The organism is Sorangium sp. So ce145 (assembly GCF_051525985.1).
Taxonomy (GTDB): Bacteria; Myxococcota_A; Polyangia; order Polyangiales; family Polyangiaceae; genus Sorangium; species Sorangium cellulosum_B.
On the sequence record NZ_CP150315.1, the window covers coordinates 12,332,134 to 12,346,077 of the forward strand.

At 72.6% G+C, this 13,944-nt stretch carries 13 protein-coding genes; 5 read left to right on the forward strand and 8 right to left on the reverse strand.

What is annotated here, in order from left to right; genetic code table 11:
- Positions 1 to 250: 250 nt before the first annotated feature.
- Positions 251 to 2,044: a sensor histidine kinase gene (locus WMF34_RS45915; protein WP_437991780.1), complete on the reverse strand. Its 1,794-nt coding sequence runs from the start codon at positions 2,042 to 2,044 to the stop codon at positions 251 to 253.
- A 426-nt stretch (positions 2,045 to 2,470) separates the two neighbouring features.
- Here WMF34_RS45915 and WMF34_RS45920 point away from each other — a divergent pair, with 426 nt between their 5' ends.
- The 5 genes from WMF34_RS45920 to WMF34_RS45940 all read left to right on the forward strand — a co-directional run bounded on the left by WMF34_RS45920 (position 2,471) and on the right by WMF34_RS45940 (position 7,696).
- Positions 2,471 to 4,459 carry a methyl-accepting chemotaxis protein gene (locus WMF34_RS45920; RefSeq protein ID WP_437991781.1) on the forward strand — a complete coding sequence of 663 codons (1,989 nt, stop codon included), beginning with the start codon at positions 2,471 to 2,473 and terminating at the stop codon, positions 4,457 to 4,459.
- Between the two features lie 34 nt (positions 4,460 to 4,493).
- The gene (locus WMF34_RS45925; protein WP_012241603.1) at positions 4,494 to 5,492 is read left to right on the forward strand and encodes an FHA domain-containing protein; all 999 of its coding nucleotides are present in this window, start codon (positions 4,494 to 4,496) and stop codon (positions 5,490 to 5,492) included.
- A gap of 71 nt (positions 5,493 to 5,563) precedes the next feature.
- Positions 5,564 to 6,013 carry a hypothetical protein gene (locus WMF34_RS45930; RefSeq protein WP_437991782.1) on the forward strand — a complete coding sequence of 150 codons (450 nt, stop codon included), beginning with the start codon at positions 5,564 to 5,566 and terminating at the stop codon, positions 6,011 to 6,013.
- A gap of 15 nt (positions 6,014 to 6,028) precedes the next feature.
- Positions 6,029 to 6,397 (forward strand): cupin domain-containing protein, encoded by a 369-nt coding sequence (locus WMF34_RS45935; RefSeq protein ID WP_012241605.1) that lies wholly within the window; start codon positions 6,029 to 6,031, stop codon positions 6,395 to 6,397.
- Between the two features lie 135 nt (positions 6,398 to 6,532).
- Positions 6,533 to 7,696, forward strand: a complete 1,164-nt coding sequence (locus WMF34_RS45940; protein WP_012241606.1) for a flavin reductase — start codon at positions 6,533 to 6,535, stop codon at positions 7,694 to 7,696.
- Positions 7,697 to 7,773: 77 nt separating this feature from the next.
- On the opposite strand, the gene WMF34_RS45945 is transcribed toward WMF34_RS45940, so the two are convergent.
- Genes WMF34_RS45945 through WMF34_RS45975 form a run of 7 tightly spaced genes read right to left on the reverse strand, consistent with a single transcriptional unit; the run spans position 7,774 to position 13,933 of the window.
- Positions 7,774 to 8,685, reverse strand: coding sequence for a methylenetetrahydrofolate reductase (locus WMF34_RS45945; RefSeq protein WP_012241607.1), 912 nt, complete (start codon positions 8,683 to 8,685; stop codon positions 7,774 to 7,776).
- Positions 8,686 to 8,700: 15 nt separating this feature from the next.
- Positions 8,701 to 8,988 (reverse strand): MSMEG_0570 family nitrogen starvation response protein, encoded by a 288-nt coding sequence (locus tag WMF34_RS45950; RefSeq protein WP_012241608.1) that lies wholly within the window; start codon positions 8,986 to 8,988, stop codon positions 8,701 to 8,703.
- Positions 8,989 to 9,004: 16 nt separating this feature from the next.
- On the reverse strand, positions 9,005 to 10,234 hold the full coding sequence (locus WMF34_RS45955) for an MSMEG_0565 family glycosyltransferase (protein ID WP_437991783.1): 1,230 nt from the start codon (positions 10,232 to 10,234) through the stop codon (positions 9,005 to 9,007).
- Positions 10,231 to 11,238 (reverse strand): sll0787 family AIR synthase-like protein, encoded by a 1,008-nt coding sequence (locus WMF34_RS45960; protein WP_437991784.1) that lies wholly within the window; start codon positions 11,236 to 11,238, stop codon positions 10,231 to 10,233. The genes WMF34_RS45955 and WMF34_RS45960 overlap by 4 nt, the downstream gene beginning before the upstream one ends.
- Positions 11,238 to 11,744, reverse strand: a complete 507-nt coding sequence (locus tag WMF34_RS45965) for an MSMEG_0567/Sll0786 family nitrogen starvation N-acetyltransferase (RefSeq protein ID WP_012241611.1) — start codon at positions 11,742 to 11,744, stop codon at positions 11,238 to 11,240. Before WMF34_RS45965 ends, WMF34_RS45960 begins: the two co-directional genes overlap by 1 nt.
- A complete protein-coding gene (locus WMF34_RS45970; RefSeq protein ID WP_437991785.1) occupies positions 11,641 to 12,960 on the reverse strand; it encodes an MSMEG_0568 family radical SAM protein in 1,320 nt (439 codons plus the stop codon). Before WMF34_RS45970 ends, WMF34_RS45965 begins: the two co-directional genes overlap by 104 nt.
- On the reverse strand, positions 12,905 to 13,933 hold the full coding sequence (locus WMF34_RS45975; RefSeq protein WP_012241613.1) for a Nit6803 family nitrilase: 1,029 nt from the start codon (positions 13,931 to 13,933) through the stop codon (positions 12,905 to 12,907). The genes WMF34_RS45970 and WMF34_RS45975 overlap by 56 nt, the downstream gene beginning before the upstream one ends.
- Positions 13,934 to 13,944: the final 11 nt, after the last annotated feature.

The window sequence follows — 13,944 nt, forward strand, 5'->3', positions numbered from 1 at the left end:
CGGCGTTTTCGGTGCTCAGCGTACAAGAGTACGCTTCCGCGCCGAAAACGCCGATCTGGGCCCGTCTCCTGTGCGGGTGACCGTCGGCGTCGGCGTCGCCCGGCGGAGGCGCACACAAGAGTACGCTTCCGAGCCGAAAACGCCGAGGTGGGCCCGGATCCGCAGCGGGTGACCGTCGGCGTCGCCCGGCGGAGGCGCACGGGGGGCGGGAGAACACCCTGGGATCGGGCTCACCTGGGAGCGCGATCGCTCACGAGCGCGGCGCGTCCGGAGGGCGCGGGCGCACCGTGGTGTCGCCCAGCGGCTTCTCCAGGAGGGGAGGGCCCGCGATGGGAAGCCAGATCTCGAAGACAGCGCCGCCCTTCTTGGCCTTGCGGTAGGTGATCTCACCGCCGTGCTCGAACACGATCCGCTGCGCGATCGCGAGGCCTAGACCCGTCCCCTTCTCCTTGCTGGTCGCGTAGGGCTCGAACAGGCGCGGCACCATGTCCTCGGCCACGCCGGGGCCGTTGTCGCGCACCACGATCCGCACGCGGTCGTTCGGCAGCGGGCCGATCGTCACCGAGACGCGCGGGTCGCGCCGGATGGCGCTCGCGGCGTCCAGCCCGTTCTGGACCAGGTTCGTGAGGACCTGGATCAGCTGATCGCGATCGGCCGAGACCTCCGGGATCGGATCCGCCACGAGCTCGACGCGCGGCGACGGCGCGCCGGTGCCAGAGGTGGCGCCCGCACCGGAGGACAACCTCGCGCCAGAGGTCGCCTCGCCCGACGCCGGCGCGGCGTGCAGCGTGACCACCCCGCGCGCGACCGCGACGAGATCGATGGGCGTGAGGTTCGGCGGCGGCAGGCGCGCGAACTGGGTGAACTCGGTCACGATGTTCGCGATCCGGTGCACCTCGTTCAGGACCGTCGACGTCGCCTCCGCGAAGTAGTCGTCGAACGCCGGGTCGTCGCGCTGACGGAGCCGGCGCAGCGTCTCCACCGCCGCGCGGATGGGCGCCAGCGGGTTCTTGATCTCGTGGGCGATCTGGCGCGCGACCTCGCGCCGCGCGGCGATGCGCTCGGTCGCAGCCAGGCGCTTGCGCATCGCCGCGAGCTCGTCGATGGTCGCGTTGAACGCCGCCGCGAGATCCGCGATCTCCCGCCCCCCGCGCCCCTCCACGCGCCGCGGCGCGCCGCTCATCACCTCGCGCGTCTCGCGGGCCAGCGCCACGAGCGGCCGCGACAGGCTGCGCGCCAGCACGACGGCCATCGCGACGGCGATCGCCAGCACCGTGGCGCCCGTCAGCGCGATCGCGCGATCGAGCCGGGCGAGCGCCTGCCTCAGCGGATCGCGCGGAACGGACGCGACGACGTCAAGGCCCGGGATCTCGGCGAAATGCAGGACGCGCACGACCTCCGCCTCGCTGCTCCGAGGGGCGAGCTCCCCCTCCCGCGCCGCCGTGAGGCGCACATGGTACGCCTCGCCGATCCGCGCGAGGACCGGTCCGATCCGCCGCGCCCCCACGAGGCCGATGGTCACCCCGTGGCGCGACAGGGCGCAGTGGACCTCCAGCGACGGCTCGCCGCCCGCCTTCGCCGGCCGGAGCCGCGGCGCGCCCCCGGGGGCCTGGATGAGCTCCGCGAGCCGCTTGTCGCGCGTGCCGATGCGCGCGCCGTCCTCGGCCCCCAGGACGCTCCCGTCGCCCGCCACGAGCGACAGCTCGTCGAGGCGCAGCGCCTTGGCCTGGCTCGGGACCAGCCGCCCGAGGGCGATGCGGCTCCCCGGGTCCATCGCGTCCGGGTCGCCCTTGGCGCGCTCCAGCTCGACGTGGGCCTTGTCGACGAACGTGTCGTGCCGGCAGAGCGGCGGCAGGAGGTCGCGCAGCGCGTCGGCCTCCCACGCGAGCTGCTGCCGGACGCCTGCATGCGCCGCGTCGATCCGCTCGGCGAAGCCGCCCTCGATGATCTCGCGGGACGCCTCGCGGAGGGTCAGCCCGACGAACGCCGTCGCGATGATCGCGACGAGCCCGAAGGCGAGCAGGAGGCGAGCGGCGAGGGACATGGCGGGACGGCCACGCCCGCCCGGCCGCACGGCCGCCGGTACGGCCGGGCGGCCGCCGCGGTCCGCGGCGGTGTTCAGGGTCGGTGCGGTCGAACCTAGAGGAATCGGCGCCCGTGCCGAGCCCCCGCGGCGGGCTCCTTCTCCGCCGCAACCTCTGTGCATACGCCATCGGGTCGAGATCGTCCAAGTTCATCGCGTTTCCCCCAACCGCGCGGGCCCGTCCCCTGCGCCTCTGCCCAGGAGATCTCGGTTCACGGCTCGCCTGCTTGCGGTTCCCGTGCCGCGCCCGCCACGCTCGCCGCGCTTCTGCCGCGCGCTCTCCTTGCACCGGGGGGCACTCGCCTCTTACGCTCGGTCGTCCTTCGGGGTCGCCCTTGGCGCGCCGGCCAGCGCGCGCTGCAGCTCGACCGCGCTGGAACGCACGAAATGAACGCCAAGCAGCTCTCCATCCCCATCGCCGCAATCCTCGCGCTCATCGGCTTCGGGCTGAGTTTCGCGTCGAAGTCGCTGACGGAGTTCTCGGGCCAGCTGTTCATGATGTTCGGCGTCTCCGCGGCGGTGGCGGTGGTGTACGCGAGCTTCGGGGCCAAGGGCGGCGTCCCCCTGGGAGGCCTGCGCGACGCGCTCCGCGGCGCCGCCCGGGGCAAGCGGCCCAAGCTCCCCGAGGGCGCCCCCGCCGACGTCGCCGAGACCTACGAGCAGATCGCCGAGATCGCCGGCCGCCAGCTCGAGCTCGCGGAGGAGCGCCACGCGCTCGCCGAGGAGCGCGACAAGCTCGCGAGGGAGCGCGACGGCCTGAGCCGGGAGCGCGACGGCATCGCGAAGGAGCGCGACACCCTCGAGCGGGAGCGGGACAACCTGAGCCGGGAGCGCGACGGCATCGCGAAGGAGCGCGACACCCTCGAGCGGGAGTGCTCGACGCTCACCCGCAAGGTGAACGATCTCGCGCAGCGCGGCCCCGACATCGACGTCGACGCGCTCGTGGACGCCGTGCTCCGCGCCACCGCCGGCGAGCGGGTGCGCGTCCCGCCGGGCTCGTCGCCCGAGCTCTCGCGCCTCTACGCGGAGCTCAGCGGCATCGCGGAGCGGATCACCCAGGCGGAGCTGCGCGACAAGCAGCGCCGCTCGGAGCTGGCGCAGGCCACCGTGCTCCTCGACGAGCTGCTGCCCAAGCTCAGCGACGGCGTGAGCAGCGTCATGCACGCGAGCGAGCAGGCGACCGTGTACATCCGCGAGATGACGACCGCCCTCGCCAACATCGCGCAGTCGGTCGAGTCGCTCGCGTCGAGCGCGGAGGAGTCGAGCTCGAGCATCCTCGAGATGACGGCGACGAACGAGGAGGTCGCCGAGAACGTCGGCGAGCTCGGGTCGAGCGTGCGCGAGACGGTCTCCTCGATCGAGGAGATGGCCTACTCCATCCGCGAGGTCGCGAAGAACGTCGACGCCCTGGCGCTGACGGCCGAGGAGACGAGCTCCTCGATGAACCAGATGGACGTCTCGATCGACCAGGTCCAGTCGAACGCGAACGAGACGGCCCGGCTCTCGGAGGAGGTGGCGACCGACGCCGAGAAGGGCGCCGAGGCGATCCTGAAGACGATCGGCGAGATCTACCGCATCAAGGAGTCGAGCCAGGAGGCCGTGGCGGTCATCTCGAACCTCGGCTTCCGCATCGAGGCGATCGGGCAGATCCTCGCCGTCATCGACGACGTCGCCGAGCAGACGAACCTCCTCGCCCTGAACGCCGCCATCATCGCCGCCCAGGCCGGCGAGCACGGCAAGGGCTTCGCCGTCGTCGCCGACGAGATCAAGGACCTCGCCGAGCGCGCCGGCGGCAGCACGAAGGAGATCGCCGAGCTCATCAAGACCATCCAGTCCGAGTCGAAGAACGCGATCGCCGCCGTCGAGCGCGGCGCTCACAACGTCGACCGCGGCGTCGAGGTCTCGAACGAGGCCGAGCGGGCCCTCAAGAAGATCCTCGAGAGCTCGCAGAAGTCGACCAACATGGTGCGCGCGATCGCCCGCGCCACGGTCGAGCAGGCCAAGGGGTCGAAGCAGGTCACGGACGCGATCGGGCGCATCGCCGAGACGGTGCAGCAGATCGCCGCCGCCACGGCGGAGCAGGCGCGCGGCTCGGAGCTCATCATGAAGAGCGCCGAGAAGATGCGGACCATCACGCAGCACGTGGAGCGGTCGAGCCAGGAGCAGGCGCGCGGCGGTCGCCAGATCACGAGCGCGATCGAGCAGATCTCGCACGGGGTCAACAGCCTCAACGCCTCGCACCGCAGCCAGACGCGCGGCGGCGAGCAGCTCGTCGAGGCCGGCAAGCGCATCGAGGAGGCGGCGCGGCAGCAGGACCAGGCGGTGCGCCAGCTCCTCAGCGCCACCGAGCGGATGCGTCGTACGGCGGCGATTTGAGGCCGAGCCGCCCCCTCGCGCGCAGGCAGCATCGATGGCGTTGACGATCGTGGTGCTCGCGCCCGACGGGGCGGGGAAGGCGGACGGCGGCGAGCTCTCCCTGACGCTGGACGCGCCCCGCGTCATCATCGGCCGCGCGGAGGGCTGCGAGGTGCGCCTCCCCGACACGAGCGTGAGCCCCCGGCACGCGTCGATCCGGCAGCGGGGCGCCACGTACCTGCTGCTCGACGAGGGCAGCGAGAACGGCACGTTCCTCGGCAAGACGCGCATCGCCCTGCGCACGGCGATGCCCCTGAAGAGCGGCGACCGCATCCGCATCGGGCGCGTGTGGCTCCTGCTCCGGATCGAGCCGGCGGTCGCGAAGGCCGCCCCGGCGGCCGCCGCCAAGGAGCTCGCCCTCGAGCTCGTCGCGCGCGGCCTCGCGGCGCAAGGGGAGGATCCGGCGCCGCGCGTGGTCGTTGTCGAGGGCCCCGACAGCGGCCGCGCGTTGCGGATCGAGGAGGCGGCGCGGCCCTACATCCTCGGGCGCGCCAAGGACACCGATCTCGTCCTCGACGACCCGGACGTCTCTCGCCGTCATCTGGCCATTACCCGCAGGGGCGATCAATTCTCGGTTCAAGATCTCGGATCGCGCTCGGGCGCTTCGCTCGACGGCGCTCCGGTGCCTCAGTTCGATACGATCTGGCGTCCTGGACAGGTGCTCGCGATCTCGGGCGATCGGCTCATCTTCGAGCACCCGGCGGCCGAGGCGCTCGCGGAGATCGAGCGAAGCCCGTGTGAGCCGCTCCGTCCAGACGCGGTGTTCGAGCCGCCTTCGCTCGAGGAGCCGAAGGCAGCGCATTCCACGCCGACGCCTCCGCCTGCCTCGGTGAGCACGAGTTCGCCGCTCGCGCAGCCCGTTGAAGCGGCTCCGGCGTCTCGCGGGGCGCAGGGAAGTGGATGGGGCTTCACAGAGGCGCTCATTGCCCTGCTCGCGCTTGGTGTGCTGGCGCTCAGCATTGCTGGCCTGTTGTGGCTGCTGGGTCGCTCTTAGCGTCTTGACGTCGCGCGCGCGCAGGGTTCGATGAGCGCAGTTCCGGAGGGGTGCGCATGCGTGCGATCCGAATGAGAGCTGACGGCGAGGGCGAGGCCACCGAGGCGGAGCTCGAGGCGGAAGGGATCCGGTGCGGCGCGTTCGACCCGGGCGCAGCTGCGCTCGCCTTGCAGCGCGTGGTCGCGGACCGCGGATGGACGGAGCACGAGGATGTCCGCCGCGACGGGAGCAAGCCGCGCGACGAGGCGGAGAGCGCGAGAGAGGCGGATGAGCACTGTCACCTCGGCGACGAGGTGCGGCTCTTCGTGGAGGGACAGGGCTGTTACGACATCCGTTGCACGAACGACGATTGGCTGCGGATCTGGGTCGGCGCCGGCGATCTCATCGCCGTGCCGGCGCGGCGCTACCATCGCTTCATGGCGAGCAAGGCCGGCGCGATCCGCTACCTGCAGCCGTACGGCGGCCGTCACCTGCTCATGCAGCTCTACCGCGTGTCCGATGATCGGACGCGCGCGATGTGATCGCGAGGTACTCCAATGGCGCATCCCTACCGTCTCGTCACCTCCAGGGCCCGGATCCCCGTCCCTGGCGGCAAGCTCATCGAGGAGCTCTTCGGCCGCGTGAACACCGGCACGGAGGGGTTCAGCCTGGCGCACATGGTGGCCCCGCCGGGCTGGAGCGAGCCGGCGCAGACGCCTTCGTTCGGCGAGCTGACGCTCGTGATTCGCGGCCGTGTGCGCGCCGAGATCGCGGGCGAGACGGTCGACGTCTCCGCCGGTCAGGCCCTCTGGACGGAGCCCGATCAGCGCGTCCGCTACAGCAACCCGTTCGACGAGGAGAGCGAGTACTTCGCGCTCTGCATACCGGCCTTCGCGCCGGACCTGGCGCGGCGCGACGCCGAGTGAGCTCCGCAGTGCGCGGCGCCGGCGCGTGATCTGCGCGGCGCCGGCGCGGGATGCGCGCATCGCGGCGCGCGGGGCCAGCGCGCGCGCCGCGCAGATCGTGGATCCCTGGTGGGCGCCGAGCGCGTACTATGCCCCATGCTCTTCGATCCCGCGGAGTTCCGGAAGGTGCTGGGTCAGTTCGCGACCGGGGTCACGCTCGTGACCACGGTGCAGGACGGCACGCCGCAGGCGATGACGGTGAACTCGTTCAGCGCGGTCTCGCTCGACCCGCCGCTCGTGCTGTTCTGCGCGGACAGGCGGTCGCGCACGAGCGCGGCCATTGAGGCGTCCGGGGTCTTCGCGGTGAACATCCTGCGGGAGCAGCAGCGGGAGTTCTCGGACCTGTTCGCCGGCAAGGGCACGGACATCGATCGGCAGGCGGTGCTCACCGAGGCTCACGTGGCCGAGTCGGGCAGCCCGATCCTCAAGGACGTGCTGGCCTTCATCGACTGCAAGGTGGAGCACACGTACGACGGGGGTGATCACATCATCTACGTCGGTCGCGTGCTCGCGTCGGGCCGGGGGGAGGCGGGCGCGCCGCTCCTGTATTACCGGGGCACGTACCAGGCCCTCGACGACGTCTGGCGGTGGCGCGATCGCTACGCGGCGCGAGAGCAGGCGACCCCGTTCCACGAGCTCGTCGACTTCTTCGATCGCATGCAGGCGGAGGGCCCTTATGCGACGCTCATCGACGAGCTCGTCACGCTGGTCGATCCGGGCGTCGAGGAGCGGTGCCTCGACCTCGGCTGCGGCACGGGCCGCCTGACCCGCGAGATGGGTCGCCGCTGCCACGAGTCGATCGGGATCGACGCGACGGCGGCGATGGTGGAGCGCGCCGCGCAGCGGGCGAAGGCGCTCGGCCTGGACAACGTGACGTTCCGGGAGGCGCTGGCGACGCGGCTGCCGTTCCCCGACGCCTCGTTCGACGTGGTGACCGCGTCGAACCTGCTCCTGCACCTGCCCGAGCCGGGCCCGGTGCTGGCCGAGGCGGTGCGCGTCCTCCGCCCGGGCGGCCGCCTGGCGCTGCTCGAGCCCGCGGCCACGATGAGCCGCGCCGCGATGGCCGGCTACCTGCGCGGCCACCGGTACAACCCGTCGACGGCCCACGCGATGCTGGCGTGGGCCGACGCGGCGGAGGTCACCTACCGTCACACCGAGGACAAGCTCGGCGGCGAGCTCAGCGGCGCAGGGCTCCAGGTCGACCGCCGCGAGCGCCGGATGAACGGCCTCGCGCTGCTCTGGATCGCCCGCAAGGCCTGAGCGCGCCGCCCGAAGCGCCTGGTCACCAGGCACCAGGCACCGGCCCCGTCCGGCGCGCGGAGCCCCGCGCTAGAGGCTCATGCCGACCGCCGGAGCCCTGCCTCGTCGACCAGCCGGGGCACCCAGTCCTCCGCGCCGATGGACCGCATGTGGATGCCCGAGAGCCCGGGGATGTCGCGGAGCCCGCGGATGAGCTCCAGCGTGATCCGGTAGCTCTCCCCCTCCGCGTCGCCGCTCAGGCGGACGCGCTCGATCAGGTGATCGGGGACCACGAGGCCCGGCACCTTCTGCAGGAAGCTCAGCCGATCCACGCCCGCGAACGGGAAGATCGCCGCGATGAAGTGCGCCCGCTCGTGCAGCCCGCGCTCCACCACCGCGGCCATCCAGCGGCGCATCGACGCGAGCTCGAACACCGCCTGCACCTGGATGAAGCTCGCGCCCGCGTCGATCTTCGCGGCGAGCCGGTCCATCGCCCCGGCGATCGCCTGCTCCGCGCACGGGAAATCGATGGTCCCGACGTGGAAGTAGGGCGCCGGCGAGACGACGTCTCCGTTGAAGAGCTTCCCCTCGCGCGTCAGCCGGCGGGTCAGCTCGATCGCCGCGTAGCTGTCGACGTCGCTCACCTCCTTCGCGTCGGGATCGGAGCCGATGGCGCACGGGTAGCCGCCGAGGACGATGATGTTCGAGAGCCCGAGCGCCGCCATCCCGAGCAGGTCGCCCTGGAGGGCGATCTTGTTCTTGTGGCGGAGCGAGAACTGGAGCACCGGCTCGAGCCCCTCCTGCTTCACGAAATGGCCGACTGCCATGTTGGCGCAGCGCGCCTGCGAGAGCAGGTGATCGTTGATCTGCACCACATCCACACAGCCCGCCATATTTCGGGCGTGCTTCAGCAACTTCTCCAGATCGTAGTGACGCGGGGGCGTCAGCTCGGCGGAAACGAGGAACTGGCGCTCGCTGAGGAGGCGCTCCATCTTCGACTTCGTCACCATCTCCTGCTCCTTCCGTCACTCGACGAACCTGAGGACCCGGACCTTGGCCCCGCTCCGGCCGTGGAACCGCGCGGCCGCGCTCGCGATGCGCGCCGCCTCGGCCCGCGCCAGGCTGCAGGGGAACCCATATTTCTTGAAGACCCGCTCGCTCGCGATATCGAGCGCCGTCCGGCAACGCGACACGAAGTCGTCGAGATCGTAGCTCTCCCCGACGTCGAGGTGCTCCTTCACGACGAGCGACGGAGAGTAACAGACCTGCTGCTCGCCGCTCGGCCACTCGATAACGAAGCGCATCTCCGGCATACGTCGCTCGCTTGTTCTACGTTTGGCGGGATCCAAGGAACTCGCGGTACACGCCGGCCGCGATGCGGGCCGAACGATCCCACGTGTACCGGGCCGCGGTCTCGAGCCCCGCGGCGCGGAGGCGCCGCCTCACGCCCTCGTCCAGGATAGCTTCCATTGCGCCGGCGAGATCGTCTGTTCTCGAGGGATCGACGAGCAGCGCGCTCTCGCCGTCGGCGAGGAACTCGGTGAAGGGAGGTTGCGCAGAGCTCACCACCGGAGCCCCCGAGGCCATCGCCTCCAGCAGGACGAGCCCGAACCCCTCGCGGACGGACGGAAAGACGAACGCGTCGGCCAGCCGGTAGAGCGGCGGGATCAGCGCGTCGGGGAGCACGCCCGCGAGGACGAGCGGCGGCGGCGACGCGCCCGAAGGCGAGGGCCATACGCCGCCTTCGCGCGCGATCGCCTCGAACTCGCGCTGGTAAGGTTCGTAGTCGAACAGCGTCTCTCCGCCGGCGATGATGAGCTGGGCTCCGGGCAGCCGCTTCCGCACCGACAGGAACGCCTTGAGCAGGCCGATCGAGTTCTTGCGCGGCTCGACGCCGCCCACGGTCACGAAGAGCGGCGATCCGGTGGCGCCGAGGCGCGCGCGCAGCGCCGCGTCCCGCTCGTCGGGCGTGGCCGTGTAGCGGCGCAGGCTCACGCCGTTCGGGACGATCGCCGCGTCGACGCCGTGCTCGGCCCGGAGCGCCTCCCTCCACGCCTCGCTGACCACGAGGCACGCGTCGGCCTCGCGCACGGAGCGGTCCTGGCAGGCGCGCAGGTACGGGCTGTCGTAGTCGTCGAGGTGGTGCACCGTCCGGATGAAATGCGGGACGCGCCCCTCGGCGCGCAGCGCCGCGAGCGCGTTCGCGCTGATGCAATCCTGGGAGTGCCAGACGTCGTGCCGCGCCCCGAGGCGGCGCAGCCCGTCCTCGAACTCCGCGATGCGCTGCTGCACGACCGCGTCGATCCCCGCCGGCGGGGGCGCGGCGGGCACGAGGACCGAGGGGCAGCGCGGCGCGCGGTAGAAGCCGCCCTGGTCCTTGTTCAGCGCGTAGATGCAGACCGAGACGCCGAGGTCGTGGAGCGCCTCCGCGAGCTCGACCGTGTGCACGACGCCGCCGCGCGGCTTGGTCGAGTAGGTGAGGAGCGCGACCGAGAGCGGCGCGCCCGAGGCTTTCGTGGCGCCGGCGCTCATCGCGCCGGCTGGGGTGCGGGCGCTCATCGCGCGCCCTCGCGCGCGAGCCCGGTGAGCGGCTCCGCGGAGAGGTCCCAGAGCGTCCGCCGCTCGCCGGCGGCCTGGAGGGTGAGCCTGCGCGAGCCGTCGACGGCGCCGACCGCCGCGCTCGCGATGCCCCGCCGCGCGAACGCCGAGAGCACGTCGCCGGCGACCCCGGGGCGCACGCTGAGCAGGAAGCCGTAGCTCGGGAACGCGAGCAGCCAGCGCGCGAGCGGGACGTCGCGCGGCCGCGGGACGGCCTCCAGATCGAGCACCGCGCCGGCGCCGGACGTCTCCAGGAGCATGAGCAACGTCCCCGCGACGCCGCCCATGCTGATGTCCTTGCCCGCGTCGCACAGGCCCGCCTCGGCGAGGGCCGGCAGGACCTCGAGGTCGCCGCGGAGCCGCGCCGGATCCGCGCCCGTCGAGGCGTTCCAGAACGGGTGCTCCGCGTGCATCTCGCCGCGCAGATCGATCGCCGCGACGAGCACGTCGCCGGGGCGCGCCGCGAAGCTCGTGATGAGCCGCCGCGCCCGGCCCGCGATGGCCACGGCGAGGGCGTTGTACGGGCTGCGCGCGCTCGTATGCCCTCCAACGATCGGCACGCCGTAGGCGCGCGACGCGGCGACCATGCCCTCCCAGACCGGCTCCAGCGCGCCGGCCGAGGTCCCCCAGACGACGTCGACCACGGCGATGGGGCGGCCGCCCATCGCGTAGACGTCGCTGACGTTGACCATCACGGCGCTGTAGCCGGCGAACCGCGGGTCCCCTTCGAGGAACGCGGGCCAGATCCCCTCGGCGGCGAGGAGCAGGTAGCCGTCTCCGTCGGGGATGGCCGCGCAGTCGTCGCCGAGCGCCGCGGGTCGCTCGACGGAGCCGGCCGCGTCGCCCGCGAGCGCCGCGCCGGCCGCGCCCGGCGCGCCGGACAGGTGCCGCGCCGGGATCTGCACGTCCCGCTTCGCGAGGACGCCGATCGCGCCGCGCAGCTCGGCCGCGAGGCCGCCGAGCATCAGCGGAACCTCTGCCCGGGCGGCGGGCGGGGCTCGTCGCTCGGCGGGTAGCTGTCGAGGTCGGCCTCCATCAGGTGGTGCGGCCGCTCGCGGTGCGATCGCTCTTCGAGGGAGCGCCAGTGGATGCCCTCGAAGAACGGGACGTTGGCCGCCTGGACGAGCGCGAGGAACCGGCGGCACCCCCAGCCGTGGGCGGTGGTGACCGCCTTGTGGACGAGGCCGCGGCCGACCACGCCCTGCTTGCGGTGGGCGCGCTCGACGCCGAGCCGGCCGCCGTACCAGAGGCCGGGCTCCGCCTCGTAGATGCGCACGGTGCCGACGAGCCGCGGGCCCCCGGGCGCCCCGTGCTCCAGGGCGGCGATGGGGAACGCGGAGGCGTCCCAGTCGTCCTCGTCGGTGGTCTTAAACAGCCCTTGCTCGTCGCAGAAGATGGCCCGGCGCAAGCGGAGGTACTCGAGGTACGTGTCCCTGCTCTGCACAAGCTCGAAGCTGTAACGTGGCGTCATCGGAGCTCTCCGAGGTTGGTGTCCATGCCGCGCCGGACCCCGGCCGCGCCGCGGGCCGGCCTCCTGCCTCGAAGCCCGAGAGCCCCGAGCAGGCGCCGCAGCGGGCGCAGCCCGCCTTCACGTCGGTCGAGCGCAGCCCCGCCCGCGCGAGCAGCGGGCCGATGTGCTCGTAGAGCGCCCGCATGAAGTCCCCCGAGGGCGGCGCGCGATCGGCCCCGGGCGTCCCGGGGATGGGCACGAGCGGGACGAGGAACGGATAGACCCCCAGCGCGATGAGCCGCTCGCTCGCGTCGAGCAGCGACGCCAGGGAGTCGCCGAGCCCCGCGATGAGGTACGTCGACACCTGGCCGCGCCCGAACACGCGCACGGCCGCCTCGAACGCCTCGAAGTAGCGGGCCACGCTCACCTCGGCCTTGCCCGGCATCGCGGCCGCGCGCACCTCGTCCTCGACCGCCTCGAGGTGCATGCCCAGGCTGTCGACGCCGGCGGCGCGCATCCGCTCGAACCAGGCGAAATCGTCGGGCGGCTCGCACTGCGCCTGCACCGGCAGATCGACGCGCGCCTTGATGCCGCGCGCGCAGTCGGCGAGGTGCGCCGCGCCGCGATCCGCCGAGCGCGGCGTGCCCGTCGTCAGCGTCACGTGCCGCACCCCGTCGAGCCGCGCCGCCGCCTCGGCGACCTCGCCGAGCTGCTCCGGCGTCTTCTTCGCGGTGGTGCGCCCCGCCGCGAGCGACTGCCCGATCGCGCAGAACGTGCAGGCCTTCTCGCGCTCCGTGTACCGGATGCACGTCTGGAGCACCGTCGAGGCGAGGACGTCCGCCCCGTGCAGCAGCGCGATCTTGGGGTAGGGGATGCCGTCCTTCGTCGAGAGGGCGTAGAAGCGCGGCGTCTTCACGAGGGCGATGGGCGCGAGCGCCTGGCCGTCCCGCTCCACGGTCCCCGCGCCGTCGCGCCCGAGCCGCGCGACGAACGGCGACGCCGCCGCCTGGTCGGTGTGGATCGGGATCATCACCGTGGCCCCGCGCAGCGTCGCCGCGACGTGCTGGGTCGGCCCCGCGCCGCCGCGCCGCGAGGTCCACGCCGCGCGGCGGCCGTCGTCCTCGCCTGAAGGCTCGCCGGAGGCGGGCTCTGGCGGGGGCGCGTCGCCCGCCTCGGGGGCCTCAGCCAGCCTCAGGCCGAACGACTGGAGCTCGGTGATCAGCGTCTGGGTATCCATGGTCCACCGCCGCCGGGGCAAGGGAGGAGGCCTTGGGGCTGCCCGCGCCGAGCGTTATCGAGCGCTCCGCCGTATCCATCCAAAGCCGCAGCAAGTCGGGCCGGGCGTAGTGCCCCGCCGCATCCATCATCCGCTTTCGCTTCGTGATCAGGGCGAAATCGAGCTCGGCGACGGCCATCCCCTCGCCGTCGGTCACGGGCGGGCACGCGTGCACGCCCTCGGGCGTCACGATCGCCGTCATGCACCCGCCGCGCAGCACGCCCTGGATCTGCTCGTTCGGAGCGACCTCCCGGACCTGCTCCGGCGTCAGGAAGGCCGTGGCGTTCACCACGAAGCAGCCCGACTCCAGCGCGTGGTGCCGGATCGTCACCTCCATCTGCTCGGCGAAGATGGGCCCGACGAGGGAGCCGGGGAACTGGCTGCAATGGATCTGCTCGTGCTGCGCGATGAGCGCGAACCGCGCGAGCGGGTTGTAGTGCTCCCAGCAGGCCAGCGCGCCGAGCCTCCCGGCCGCGGTGTCCACCGTCCTGAGCCCCGAGCCGTCGCCCTGCCCCCAGATCATGCGCTCATGGTAGGTCGGCGTGATCTTGCGCCGGTGGAGCACCAGGGAGCCGTCGCTGTCGAAGACGAGCTGCGCGTTGTAGAGGGTCCCGTGATCGCGCTCGTTCACGCCGAGCACGACGACCACCCCGTGCGCGCGCGCGGCGGCCGCCACGGCCCGCGTCACCGGGCCGGGGACGGTGACCGCCTCGTCGTAAAGGCGCATGTGCTCCTTCCCCATGGCGGGCGGCGGGAGCACGAAGGAGAAGTACGGGTAATACGGGACGAACGCCTCGGGGAAGACGCACAGCTCGGCGCCTTCCTTCGCGGCCCTGGCGATCGCGGCGACGACTCGCTCGGTCGTCCCGTCCCGGCTGCCGAGGACGGGACTGGCCTGCACCGCGGCCGCCCGGACTTTGCGGTTGAACTCCATGGACCGCGCTC

Bases quoted from the DNA above. Each gene is read 5' to 3' on its own strand.
- WMF34_RS45945 (WP_012241607.1), bottom strand. From the start codon at position 8,685: ATGGTGACGAAGTCGAAGATGGAGCGCCTCCTCAGCGAGCGCCAGTTC.
- WMF34_RS45925 (WP_012241603.1), top strand. From the start codon at position 4,494: ATGGCGTTGACGATCGTGGTGCTCGCGCCCGACGGGGCGGGGAAGGCG.
- WMF34_RS45965 (WP_012241611.1), bottom strand. From the start codon at position 11,744: ATGACGCCACGTTACAGCTTCGAGCTTGTGCAGAGCAGGGACACGTAC.
- WMF34_RS45970 (WP_437991785.1), bottom strand. From the start codon at position 12,960: ATGGATACCCAGACGCTGATCACCGAGCTCCAGTCGTTCGGCCTGAGG.
- WMF34_RS45955 (WP_437991783.1), bottom strand. From the start codon at position 10,234: ATGAGCGCCCGCACCCCAGCCGGCGCGATGAGCGCCGGCGCCACGAAA.
- WMF34_RS45940 (WP_012241606.1), top strand. From the start codon at position 6,533: ATGCTCTTCGATCCCGCGGAGTTCCGGAAGGTGCTGGGTCAGTTCGCG.
- WMF34_RS45920 (WP_437991781.1), top strand. From the start codon at position 2,471: ATGAACGCCAAGCAGCTCTCCATCCCCATCGCCGCAATCCTCGCGCTC.
- WMF34_RS45930 (WP_437991782.1), top strand. From the start codon at position 5,564: ATGAGAGCTGACGGCGAGGGCGAGGCCACCGAGGCGGAGCTCGAGGCG.
- WMF34_RS45950 (WP_012241608.1), bottom strand. From the start codon at position 8,988: ATGCCGGAGATGCGCTTCGTTATCGAGTGGCCGAGCGGCGAGCAGCAG.
- WMF34_RS45935 (WP_012241605.1), top strand. From the start codon at position 6,029: ATGGCGCATCCCTACCGTCTCGTCACCTCCAGGGCCCGGATCCCCGTC.
- WMF34_RS45960 (WP_437991784.1), bottom strand. From the start codon at position 11,238: ATGCTCGGCGGCCTCGCGGCCGAGCTGCGCGGCGCGATCGGCGTCCTC.
- WMF34_RS45975 (WP_012241613.1), bottom strand. From the start codon at position 13,933: ATGGAGTTCAACCGCAAAGTCCGGGCGGCCGCGGTGCAGGCCAGTCCC.
- WMF34_RS45915 (WP_437991780.1), bottom strand. From the start codon at position 2,044: ATGTCCCTCGCCGCTCGCCTCCTGCTCGCCTTCGGGCTCGTCGCGATC.